Origin of the sequence: Streptomyces sp. BK79, assembly GCF_044142145.1 — a bacterium.
Taxonomy (GTDB): Bacteria; Actinomycetota; Actinomycetes; order Streptomycetales; family Streptomycetaceae; genus Streptomyces.
Genome location: NZ_JBHVOC010000004.1, coordinates 110,610 through 122,209, shown reverse-complemented (window position 1 = coordinate 122,209; position 11,600 = coordinate 110,610). Strand labels below are relative to the sequence as shown.

Here is an 11,600-nt window from a genome sequence, read left to right as displayed (position 1 = left end):
AGTACGGGCGGGGCGGGCGCCGGGTCGGTCACGCCCGGTCGACCATCCAGTTGCCGTCCTCCTCGGCGTCGACCCGGACCTCCAGTTCGCGCAGGCCCATGCCGGCGTCCCAGAGTTCCCGGAAGCGCTTGAGCCGGTCCCGTACGTAGTCCTGGCGCGCGGTGAGCCGGGTCCTGACGTTGACGTCGCGCAGGTCCTGCTCGATCTCGAACGCCACCTCCTCGTCGTAGAGGACGAGGTCGTTGGTGGTACCGCGCTGGAGGTGCGGGGGCAGTTCGGGCAGGACGACCGCGCGGACGTCGATGCGGCGCAGTTCCTGCTCCTCGCACAGCCGCAGCAGCCGGTCGTCCAGCTCGCGCGCGCTCTCCAGCAGGAACAGCCGGCGTACCGTCACGCCCTGTTCCTCGATCGCCTCCTGCTGGGCGTCGAGGTAGCGGCCCGCCGGTTCGCTGTTCCAGAACTCCCGGTCGACGGAGGTGCTGGTGGCGCAGATGGAGTGCTCGGCGGCGCGGGTGAGGGTGAGCATCCAGTCGTGGTTCTCGCCGGGGCACTCGGCGCTCAGGTTGGTGAGGTCCGCCATGTGGCCGACCACCCGGGCCATCTCCAGGTGGACGAAGGTGTGCAGGATCGACGGCTCCGGCAGCAGCACGTCGGCGAAGCCCTTGGCCAGCTCGGGCACGCTGTCGATGCGGGTGTGGTCCAGCGGCGGCGGGAACTCGGCGCTCCCGTGGTCGGCCTGGGTGACGTGGGTCTCGACCAGTTGCTTCACGTCCTCGGTGTGCCGGGTCAGACCGGTGCGCAGCTCGTCGTCGTACCGGTTCAGTCCGTCCCGTACGGCGGCGGTGTTCTCGGCGAGCGCGCTCTCCACCCGCCGGGTGTGCTCCTCCAGCCGCGGGTGGTCCGGGCGTGGGGCGAGGCCCAGGACGTACTGGACGAGCACCGCGGCGCCGGCGCACAGCACTGCGGCGGCGAACTGCCGCGGTGTTCCGTCCTCCGGGCTCAGCAGGGCCGTGACGCTCCAGAAGAGGCCGCCGACGACCAGGGCGGTCAGCAGCATGCGCGCCCAGGGGGACTCCCCCCTCGGGTCGGCCGGGTGCGGCCTGCGGGGCGTCTCGTCGGGTTGGGGTGACTGTGCCGTGCTCATCTCGCTTCTCCCCCCGTTGGGATACGCGTCGGATCGGGGTGCGGGGATGTGCGTGCCAGGCGCCGGCGCCCGGTCAGGGGACCGCTTCGGCCTCCCGGTGGGATGCGGGGATGGCGTGCAGGGTGAGCTGGTCGCGGATGCGCTGCACCAGCGCCCGCCACTGCCGGGTGAAGCCGGGCCGTTCCTCCAGCGGGTCCCACAGCGCGGCCAGTTCCCCGCTCACCCGGGCGCGGGGCATCCACAGGTGCAGCAGGTGGTCGACGGCGGGGCGCAGGGTCGTGACGACGGCGGTGGCGTCCTGGTCCGCTCCCCCGCCCAGACGCAGGCCGTCGAGCATCCGGACGACGGTGGTGAGCAGCCAGTCGTGCAGGGCGAGGTCGTCGCAGAGCGCGGCGAGACCGGCGTCGGTGATGCCCTCGGGCACGCGCAGCCGCACGGTGCGCAGTTCGTCCTCGGCGAGCGTGAACCGTTCGAGCCGGGGTCCCTCGCCGGGGCCGGCGGGCAGGGCGGCCCAGCGCAGCCGGGTGGGGCGGGACCGGAAGGGCGGGCGCTGGTCGAGCAGGGGGTGGCGCAGCAGCCGGGTGAGCAGCGCGTCGGCGATCAGTCCGGCGTCGAGGTCGCCGTGGCGTCCGCCGTCGAGCACGCCCCGCGCGACCGCCTCGTGCGGCAGCTTGCCGAGCGGTTCGACGACGCCGGGGCGTACCAGGTACTCGCCCCACGGCCGCCGCTGGTCGGGTCCGGCGGCCGGCACGCGGAAGTGGGCGGAGGTCTGCAGGACGCGGCCCTCGGTGAGGGCGGCGTGCGCCGTGACCGTGCCGACCGCGCGGACCCGGGCGCCGTTGGCGCTGGGCAGCGGGCAGTCGACGCCGGTGAGGGTGTCGGGGGAACGCGCGTAGAGACCGGGGCGCTCCGAGACCAGGACGCGTTCGTCGGCGCGCAGGGCCAGGAGCTGGGCGGCGGCTCGGACGTCGAGGGCCTGCCGGGTGGGCAGCAGGAGGGTGCGGATCTCGCCGCAGGCGAGGACGGCGCGCGGTGTGCTCTGCCCCGGCGCCACGTCAGGGCCCCGAGTAGTAGACGTAGGAGACGCGGTCGGCGACCGGGCCGGGGACGGCCAGGTGTTCCCGTCCGGAGCGTTCGGCGACCTGGGCCAGTGCTCCCGGGTCGACCTCGACCTGGTCGAGGATCACGCGGACGGCGTGCTCGACGGGGAGGAAGCGGGTGGGCAGGACGGAGCAGGTCCGGTAGGCGCAGAAGGGGTCGGCGCGGTCGTTGAGCCGGAGCAGGGCGGGCAGGTCGTCCCAGGTGTCCGGGAAGCCGGTGGTGGTGTGCGGCCGGGGGACGAGGACGGCCTCGCCCTCGTGGCGCAGCAGTCCGAGGCGGGCGAGCTGCCAGACGGCGGCGAGGAAGGGGCAGGACCAGGTGCGGTGTCCGTCGGCGTCGTCGCTCCACAGCTCGACGTCGAGGAAGACGGAGTGGCGGCGGGCGGCGGTCTCCCGGGGCGGCTCCCAGGCGACGGCCCGCTTCATGGCCTGCGGGGCGCGGGCGACGGGGCCGCGTTCGCCGTTGGCGAGCCAGCCGGTCTGCGCGGCGGGCGGGCGCAGCCCGTAGCTGCCGGGCGGCGGCGACTCGACGATGCGGCCGGCCACGGCCTCGGCGACGGGCACCGTGCCGGTGACGGCGCAGGCGGACTCGCGGGCGAGGTAGTCGACGGTCAGCCCGGCCCGCTCGGCCTCGGCGAGGAGCATGGGGACGACGTCGGCGGGGGTGGAGAAGCGGGTGAAGTAGTCGTCGATCAGGAAGCAGGTGCTGATCCGGGCGCGCTTGCCGCCGGCCCGCGCGGTGGCGGCGGTCCGCGCGGCCTCGGCCCACGTGCGTACTTCGGCGAAGTGCCGGCGCAGCCGCTGCGGTCCGGCCTCGAAGTCCTCCATGTAGAGGTGGCCCAGCTCCAGGGAGAGGTGGGCCAGCGGCACCGACTGGGTGCGCGGCTCGGCGGCGGTCTCGCGGAACACGGCGTCCGTCACGGCCGCCCCCAGTGCGTGTCGTCCGTCAGCCGCCGGGCGATCTCCTCCAGCGCCTCCAGGGTCTCCTTGTTGGCGATCTGGGTGGAGAGCACGTCCTCCTCGGTGATCAACTGCTCGCGCCACTGGAGTATCGGCTCCAGCGGGACGATGCCGAGGACGACGCTGTCGCCGATGCCCTGCTCGGCGGCGAGCCGGCGCAGCGCCTCGTCGCAGGCCTGCATCCAGGCGGCCTGGGCGGGCGAGCCCTGGGACCACAGCGGCGACTCGGGGTCGGGTACGGCGGCCCGCACGAAGCGGATCGCGGCCCGCAGCGCCTCCTTGTCGTGGCCGCGTTCGACGCCGCCGCCGACGATGCCGTGGTCGGCGTGGACGAGTCCGGAGGCGGCGATCACGTGCTGCCGGGTCCAGCGGTGGAAGACCAGCCAGCGGAAGGGGACGTTGCGCATCCGGGGGTGGGCGGTGGCCGCGAGGACCATGTCGACGGCGTAGCTGCGGCCGGCGCTGAGGTCGACGACGGTGACGTCGAACTCGCCGTTGAGCCGCAGCAGCAGGTCGATGCACCGCTCCAGGGACTCCTCGCCGATGGCGAACTCGCCGCCGCCCGCGTCGCCGGGCAGCAGGACGAGACGGCCGGACTGGTTGGGGCGGGCGCGCAGCAGGGGGTGCTCGGTCTGCCGCCAGACGTCGATCCGGACCGGTTCGGCGACCTCGCCCTCCAGGTAGGAGTGCAGGCCCAGTTCCTCGGTGCCGCGCATCGCGCCGGGCACGTCGAAGACGGCGGCGGCGGTGGGCGAGCCGAAGTCGAAGTCCACGTAGGCGACGTCGTCGCCGGTGAGGGCACGCTGGTAGGCGAGGTTGGCGCTGGTCACCGAACGGCCGGTGCCTCCCTTGTCGGAGGCGGCGAAGACGAGCACCCTCACACCTCCTGCGCGGCGGCGCCCCTGGCCTGGGCCAGGGTGTCGAGTTCCTGGAGGACGGGCAGGGCGAGGGCGAAGGCGGTGGCGGGCCGTTCGTCGACCAGGCTGCGGGCGTGGTCGAGGCGGCTCTCGATGCTGCGCATGGCCCGGGCTCTGCTGCCGTCGGCGGCGGCGGACGCCTCCAGCTGCTCCTTGCCGAACAGGTGGGTGGCCTCGCTGAGCAGTTCGCGGGCCAGTTCGGCCAGTTCGGGGCTGCGGATGGGTTGCTGCTCGTACAGGTTGCGGGCGGCGACGAGGCACTCGGTGACGCGCTCGGTGATGCTCCAGGACATGCGCAGTCCGACGTCGCGGGCGTCGGGGTAGACGGCCCGGACGTTGTCCCACAGGCCGGCGCCGTCCTCGTCGTCGATGCGCCGGGCCCACAGGTGCTCGAAGGCCTGCTCGGCCAGGCGCAGCAGCCGGTCCTGGGCGCCGATGTTCCGGGAGAGCTCGGCGAGCTGGACGATCCGCTTGAGGAGCTGGGCGGAGAAGTCGGTCATCCGCCACAGCAGGACCGAGCCGGAGCGCTCGGACCCGGCGAGCGGCATGGTGACGCCGGGGTGGTGCAGCCGGATGGTGGGGTCGTCCTTGGTCATCCGGCTGGTGACCCGGCCGCGGTCGGCGAGGCGTTCCATGACGGCCACGGTGCGGGTGAGGTCGTCGTCGGTCGCCTTCCGGCGGACCAGGTCGTGGACGAGGATGGCGGCGACGGTCAGGGAGAAGTACTCGGACTCCAGGCGCAGGCCGGTGGTCTGCCAGGGCAGGTCCTCCAGGGGCCAGCGCTCGGAGCCGAAGCGGGCGATCGCGGACCAGTACTGCTGGCTGAGTTCCCAGCGCAGGCGCAGTGCCTCGGCGAGCTTCTGCTGGTCGGCGTCGAGCAGTCCGAGGGTGAGGGTGCGGTCGGAGAAGAGGTCCTGGATGCCGTCGAGGGCGACGACGGTGAAGTACACGTAGGGCAGCCGGTCGGCGATGCCGTCGGGCTGGCCGGGGACCTGGACGTCGAGGTCGGTGATGGTCGGCGCGTCCTGCACGATGCCCCAGGCCCAGCCGCACTCGAAGAGCTGGCTCTCGTCGCGGATGCCCTCGTCGACCTGGATGCCGCGGGTGAGGCTCTCGATGATGGTGGCGCGCAGGGGGCGTAACCGGCGGGAGAACTGCTGGAGGACGGCGCGGTCGGACTGTCTGCCCTGGCCGACGACCTGGATGAGCCGCTTGCCCTGCTCGGACTCGGCGTCGAAGACGTTGACGGTGAAGGAGCGCAGCAGGCTGATCATGGCGGAGGTCAGCCGGGCGTTCGTGGCGTCCCTCAGCTCGGCGATGGCCCTGAGCACCTCGGGGCGGGTGGTGGTGCCCTCGTAGACCTTGAGGAAACCGAGGGTGGCGAGGCAGAGCGTGACGGACATGGAGTAGGAGTCGACCACGCCGAGCTGGCTCTGTTCGTGCGTGATCTCGCCGCCCGGTTCGGCGGGGCGGAAGTAGTGGCCGCCGGCGAAGGTGGGGCTCTCGTCCGTGCCGGTGTGGGTGCGCATGAACTGGCTCAGCGCGCTGATCAGGTTGGGCGGGATCTCCAGCCTGCTGCCGAGCCGGTCGAGGGCGCGCAGGACGTCACGTTCGGTGGTGTCCGGCTGGTCGAGGCGGAAGGCCGGTACCTCGGTGGCCGGGTACAGCAGGCACAGCAGGCGCTCGGCGTCGGCGACGCTGCTCAGCCCGTCGGTGTCCCCCCGGACGAGCTTCCCGTCGTCGAACGAGTGACGGGCCATGGCCTGCCAGATGTCCAGCAGATGCTGGCGTGGCTTGATCTGCATCCGCACCCCTCGTACAGATCCGCTTGCCCTGTGTTCAGCAATGGTCCCCGTTCCTACGGGGCGGCAATCTCCCCGTTGCGCCGCCCCAGGGCGAGGATGATTCCCTCGTGTCCCGGCCGCACCATGTGGTGCAGGTCGTGGATCTCCAGCTCTCCGGTGAACGCCTCCAGGCTCTCCCTGGCCCGGTCCTCGTTCACCCGGTAGGCCGGGTAGTCGTGGTCGCCGACGCGGTAGCCGACCGACTCCTTCATGAACGCGGCGGCGAACGGCGCGCCCTCGGTGAGCGCGTTCATGAAGCAGCGCACGCCCCGGTGGAACTCCTCGGGGCACTCGGACATGGAGTCGGCGACGAAGAACATCGTGCCGATGTCCCAGCGGCGGTTGCCGTCCAGGTCGAACAGGTTGCCGCGCTCCACCCGGACGATCTCGCCGAACCGGCTCCTCGGTTCGATCCCGGCGTAGGCCGGGGCCTCGCGCAGTTCCTCCCAGAAGGCGTCCCACGCCGTGTCGTAGCCGCCGGAGGAGACCTGTCGCTCCAGGTACTCGACGTTGGGGCGCGCGTACTCCAGCAGGAGCACCTTCTCGCACCAGGGGAGCATGGAGAGCGCGGGGTAGAGGTTGGCGCCGGCGCCGACGTCGACGCCCCGCACGGCGTCCGGGGCGGTCCCGGTGAAACAGCGGCCGAAGTAGTCGCGCATCAACCGGACGATCAGCAGGTCGACTTCGAGCGGCGTCCGGTAGTTGTTGTCGACGTACACCTCGGGATCGAATTTCGACCACGGTGCGTCGGCGTTGCGGTCCATAGTCACCCTGCCGCGTTCCATTCGGTTCCGGACAAGCCCAGTGCCGTGCACGGTAGGCCACCAGGAGACGCCGAGACAGCCGGGAACACGCCAGTCCTCATCCGCCGGGCGCACGTCGGGCGCACGGTCGCACCCCCGAACTCGCCCTTGCACGGCGGAAGTTGGACGCTCACTCTAGCCAGAAGGGGCCACCGGCCGCCATACGAAGCCGTGTACTCCTGATGAATGAACAGCACATCCGTCGCGTTGACCTCGCACGTCCCGACTGGGGGTTGCATGACCGCCGAACCGCTGGAACGCGCCCTGGACCGCACCGACCGGCTCACGGAACCCGCCCTTCGCCCGGACGACCCGCCCCTGGTCCTGCGGACGGCCCGGGAGTCCGATCTGCCCGAACTGCGGCGGCTCGACGAGGAGGTCTTCCAGGAGGTCGCCTATCCCGGCTTCCTCCTGCGCCAGCTCTTCGACATGTACGAGGAGCACTTCCTGGTCCTCGACGACGGCACGGGCCGGCTGCGCGGTTACGTGCTGGCCGGCACCAGGGCGCTCGGCCGGGACAGCTGGATCCTCGGCCTGTGCGTCACCCAGGACCGCCGCCGGCACGGGCTGGGGCGGGAGCTGATGACGGAGGTGCTGGGCCGGCTGCGCCGGGACGGCATCGGGGTCGTCCGCCTCACCGTGGAACCCGGGAACCTCGCCGCCATCCTGCTCTACCGCTCCCTGGGTTTCCGCCCCGAGGAACCCGACGGCGGCCTGCGCCCGGACTACTTCGGTCCGGGCATGCACCGCCAGATCATGCGGCTGGACATACCCGGGCCGGGCGGGCCCGGCTAGGAGGGCGTGCCCGCCGAGTCCAGCAGGCGGGTCACGTCGTCGGAGCAGATGGTCAGGGCCGCGCCGACGGTCGCCAGGGTGTCGCGCTCGGCGGGGGTGTAGGGGCCGTCGGCCAGGGCGATGCGGGCACCCTGGAGCAGGATCGACTCGCGGCCGACGGTGGCGAGGTGCGGGGCCAGCGGGTCCAGCGCCTCGTGCAGCTCTATGGCCAGGCCCGGCACGCAGGGCTCCCCGCACACCCGGCCGGTGTCCGCCTCCAGCGCCTCGACCAGCGCGCCGAGCTGCTCCTCGGTGCAGTCCTCGAAGCCGGCCGCGCGCACCGCGACCGCCGCCGTCTCCAGCGCCGTACGGGAGCAGGTGCCGCCCGCGGCGAGGACCGCGAGGGCGACGGTGTGGACGGCGTCGCGGAGCATCGCGCAGAAGCGGGTGGTGGTGGGGTGGTCGAGGACGTCGGTGCCGTAGTGGCCGCGGCAGGCCGCGCACTCGACGGTGGGCGCGGACTCGCCGCGCGGCAGCACGGGCACGCCGAGCAGCGTGAAGCGGCGGCGGCCGGTGAGCCGCTGGTAGTTGCGGTCGCCTCCGCAGCCGGGGCAGAAGAACTCGCCGTCTCCCACGGGAGTCCACGCGGTGCGCGTGCCCAGGATGCGCGGCAGCCGGGCAGCTCGGCCGTTTCGTTCCCGTCCAGGCAGCACGTCGCACCTCCGTAACCGCGCGACAGCATCGTCGCGCTGGCGTGATGTTAGCCACATCACGGACGTGGAGTCAGTACCCGGGGAGAGACCTTTCCGTGACCTGCGCGCGGAGATGGCCGGTATACGACGGGGCCCCGCCCGCCGATTTCCGGCGAGCGGGGCCTCAAACCGCCGATTCGGCTGGTCAGCGGGATGCGCGGTTGACTGCGGAGACGACCGCCTTCAGCGAGGCGCGCGTGGTGTTCGCGTCGATTCCGATGCCCCACAGCACCTTGTCGCCGATGGCGCACTCGATGTACGAGGCGGCCTGCGCGGAGGCGCCCTCGCTCATCGTGTGCTCCTGGTAGTCCAGCAGGCGTACGTCGATGCCGATGCCCTGCAGCGCGTGGAAGAACGCCGAGATCGGGCCGTTGCCGGTGCCGACCAGGGTGGTCTCCACGCCGTCGACCGCGGCCTCGACGGTGAGGGTGTCGATGCCGTCGCGGTCGGTCGTGGTCTGGCCGTTGGCGACCTGGATGCGGCCCCAGGGGTTGTCCGGGTTGGGCAGGTACTCGTCCTGGAAGACGTCCCAGATGGCGGTCGGCGTGATCTCGCCGCCCTCGGCGTCCGTCTTGGCCTGGATGATCTTCGAGAACTCGATCTGCATCCGGCGGGGCAGGTCCAGCTTGTGGTCGTTCTTCAGGACGTAGGCGATGCCGCCCTTGCCGGACTGCGAGTTGACGCGGATGACCGCCTCGTAGGAGCGGCCGACGTCCTTGGGGTCGATGGGCAGGTAGGGGACGGCCCACTCGATGTCGTCGACGGTGACGCCCTTGGCCTTCGCGTCGGCCTCCATCGCGTCGAAGCCCTTCTTGATGGCGTCCTGGTGGGAGCCGGAGAAGGACGTGTAGACCAGGTCGCCCACGTACGGGTGGCGCGGGTGGACCTCCATCTGGTTGCAGTACTCCCACGTACGGCGGATCTCGTCGATGTCGGAGAAGTCGATCTGCGGGTCGACGCCCTGGGAGAACAGGTTCATGCCCAGGGTGACCAGGTCGACGTTGCCGGTGCGCTCGCCCTGTCCGAACAGGCAGCCCTCGACGCGGTCGGCGCCGGCCATCAGCGCCAGTTCGGCCGCCGCCACCGCCGTGCCGCGGTCGTTGTGCGGGTGGACCGACAGGCAGACGTACTCGCGGCGCGACAGGTTGCGGTGCATCCACTCGAAGCGGTCCGCGTGCGTGGACGGCGTCGAACGCTCCACGGTGGCCGGCAGGTTGAGGATGATCTCGCGGCCGGGGCCGGGCTGGTAGGTGTCCATCACCGCCTCGCAGACCTCCAGGGCGAAGTCCAGCTCGGTGTCGGTGAAGATCTCGGGGCTGTACTGGTAGCCGAACTCGGTCTCGGGGCCCAGCAGTTTCTCGGCGTACTCCATGACCAGCCGGGTGCCGTCGACGGCGATCTGCTTGATGTCGTCCCGGGAGCCGCGGAAGACGACGCGGCGGAAGACGGGGGCGGTGGCGTTGTACAGGTGGACGGTGGCCCTCTTGGCGCCCTGGAGGGACTCCACCGTGCGCTCGATCAGGTCCTCGCGGGCCTGGGTCAGTACGGAGATGGTGACGTCGTCCGGGATGGCGCCGGGCTCCTCGATGATGGAGCGCACGAAGTCGAAGTCGGTCTGGCCGGAGGCCGGGAAGCCGACCTCGATCTCCTTGTAGCCCATCTTGACCAGCAGGTCGAACATCGCGCGCTTGCGGGCGGGCGACATGGGGTCGATCAGCGCCTGGTTGCCGTCGCGCAGGTCGGTGGAGAGCCAGCGGGGAGCGGCGGTGACGCGCTGGTCCGGCCAGGTGCGGTCGGGGATGTCGACCTGCTCGTAACCGCGGTACTTGACGGTCGGCATGGGGCTGGGCTGCTGGCGGTTGGCCATGATGGCGTGGGCTCCTCGTGATGTCCGCGGTGTGCGCGACGTCCGCGCCGTCCGCGTGTTCCGGAAGGACGGCCGACGGCACCACCAAGCTCCGCGGGGAGGGAGTCGGCCTCTTACAGGCCCTCGCCGCGGCAGCTAAGGAGAAGCAGCCCGAAACGCATGATGCTCAGCACCTTAGCCGAGTCACGCCGGTCACGCGGGTCCGTATCAGTATGCGGGACCGCGGGGAGAACCGGGATAAAAAGTGCCGTATACCACTCGCGTCCCGCTCGAAGGCCGCCTTGGCGACGCTTTTCACCAATCGTGGTTGCGGGTGGTGACAGCCCCGTCACACAGTGCGAGGGTGCCGGACATGACGACCTACGGGGGCTTCGAGCCCGTCTTCTGCACCATCGTGCCGCCCCACGTCCTCGACAAGCTCGCCCGGCACGACGACCCCGTGCTCGCCGGTCCCGCCCGCCGGACCCTCCAGCGCGACGCCTTCGAGCGCACCCACCGGCAGCTGACCACGGTCATCGGCGCCCCCGCCGTCGCCCCGCAGGCCGGTGCCGAGCCCGGGACGCCGCAGCGCACGGTCTTCGACGCCCGGCACGGCACCGACCTGCCGGGCCGGAAGGTGCGCGGCGAGGGCGACGAGCCCGGCAAGGACGCCACCGTGAACCGCGCCTACGCGGGACTCGGCGCCACCTTCGAGCACTTCCTCAAGGTGTACGGGCGCGACTCCATCGACGGCGTCGGGCTGCCGCTGAACGCGACCGTGCACTACGACCGCGAGTACAACAACGCGTTCTGGAACGGCGAGCAGATGGTCTTCGGCGACGGGGACGGGGAGATCTTCCTCGACTTCACCGTCGCCCTGGACGTCATCGGCCACGAGCTGGCCCACGGCGTCACCCAGCACACCGCCAACCTGACCTACTACGGCCAGCCCGGCGCCCTCAACGAGTCGGTCTCCGACGTCTTCGGCGCCCTCGTCAAGCAGTACGCGCTCGGCCAGAGTGCCGCCGAGGCCGACTGGCTGATCGGCGCCGGGCTGCTCGCCCCGCGCGTGACGGGGGTGGCGCTGCGCTCCATGAAGGCGCCGGGCACGGCGTACGACGACGACGTGCTCGGCAAGGACCCGCAGCCCGCGACGATGGACGGCTTCGTGCGCACCGGCCGCGACAACGGCGGCGTCCACATCAACTCCGGCATCCCCAACCACGCGTTCTACCTGGTCGCCACCGCGCTCGGCGGGCACGCCTGGGAGCGGGCCGGGCAGGTCTGGTACGACGTGCTGACCGGCGGCGAGCTGGCGCAGGACGCGCTGTTCGCGGACTTCGCGACGCTGACGGTGAAGGCCGCCCGGGAGCGCTACGGCGACGCGGAGGAGCTGGAGGCGGTGCGCAAGGCATGGGAGGAGGTCGGGGTGCGGACGCTGTGATTCCGTACTAGACACG

10 protein-coding genes are annotated in these 11,600 nt (G+C 71.8%); 2 read left to right on the top strand and 8 right to left on the bottom strand.

The window, feature by feature from the left end:
* Positions 1-28 precede the first annotated feature (28 nt).
* The 6 genes from ACFIF2_RS06195 to ACFIF2_RS06170 form a co-directional block, all read right to left on the bottom strand.
* Entirely contained in the window at positions 29-1,144 is a 1,116-nt protein-coding gene (locus ACFIF2_RS06195; protein ID WP_395571474.1) for a hypothetical protein, read from the bottom strand.
* Positions 1,145-1,217: 73 nt separating this feature from the next.
* Positions 1,218-2,198 (bottom strand): SCO2521 family protein, encoded by a 981-nt coding sequence (locus ACFIF2_RS06190; protein ID WP_395571473.1) that lies wholly within the window; start codon positions 2,196-2,198, stop codon positions 1,218-1,220.
* A 1-nt stretch (position 2,199) separates the two neighbouring features.
* Entirely contained in the window at positions 2,200-3,165 is a 966-nt protein-coding gene (locus ACFIF2_RS06185; RefSeq protein WP_395571472.1) for an SCO2522 family protein, read from the bottom strand.
* On the bottom strand, positions 3,162-4,079 hold the full coding sequence (locus ACFIF2_RS06180) for an SCO2523 family variant P-loop protein (protein ID WP_395571662.1): 918 nt from the start codon (positions 4,077-4,079) through the stop codon (positions 3,162-3,164). Before ACFIF2_RS06180 ends, ACFIF2_RS06185 begins: the two co-directional genes overlap by 4 nt.
* Positions 4,080-4,081: 2 nt before the next feature.
* Complete coding sequence (locus tag ACFIF2_RS06175; RefSeq protein WP_395571471.1) at positions 4,082-5,926, bottom strand: SCO2524 family protein; 1,845 nt, start codon at positions 5,924-5,926, stop codon at positions 4,082-4,084.
* 53 nt (positions 5,927-5,979) lie between these two features.
* Positions 5,980-6,750, bottom strand: a complete 771-nt coding sequence (locus tag ACFIF2_RS06170) for an SCO2525 family SAM-dependent methyltransferase (protein WP_395571470.1) — start codon at positions 6,748-6,750, stop codon at positions 5,980-5,982.
* Positions 6,751-7,005: 255 nt separating this feature from the next.
* Between ACFIF2_RS06170 and ACFIF2_RS06165 the strand changes: the two genes are divergently transcribed.
* Positions 7,006-7,563: a GNAT family N-acetyltransferase gene (locus ACFIF2_RS06165; RefSeq protein WP_395571469.1), complete on the top strand. Its 558-nt coding sequence runs from the start codon at positions 7,006-7,008 to the stop codon at positions 7,561-7,563.
* On the opposite strand, the gene ACFIF2_RS06160 is transcribed toward ACFIF2_RS06165, so the two are convergent.
* Both ACFIF2_RS06160 and leuA read right to left on the bottom strand, forming a co-directional pair.
* On the bottom strand, positions 7,560-8,255 hold the full coding sequence (locus ACFIF2_RS06160; RefSeq protein WP_395571468.1) for a TerB family tellurite resistance protein: 696 nt from the start codon (positions 8,253-8,255) through the stop codon (positions 7,560-7,562). The genes ACFIF2_RS06165 and ACFIF2_RS06160 overlap by 4 nt on opposite strands.
* Before the next feature lie 184 nt (positions 8,256-8,439).
* The gene (gene leuA, locus ACFIF2_RS06155; protein WP_395571467.1) at positions 8,440-10,161 is read right to left on the bottom strand and encodes a 2-isopropylmalate synthase; all 1,722 of its coding nucleotides are present in this window, start codon (positions 10,159-10,161) and stop codon (positions 8,440-8,442) included.
* A gap of 352 nt (positions 10,162-10,513) precedes the next feature.
* On the opposite strand from leuA, the gene ACFIF2_RS06150 reads away from it, so the two are divergent.
* Positions 10,514-11,584, top strand: coding sequence for a M4 family metallopeptidase (locus ACFIF2_RS06150; RefSeq protein ID WP_395571466.1), 1,071 nt, complete (start codon positions 10,514-10,516; stop codon positions 11,582-11,584).
* The last annotated feature ends 16 nt before the right edge of the window (positions 11,585-11,600 follow it).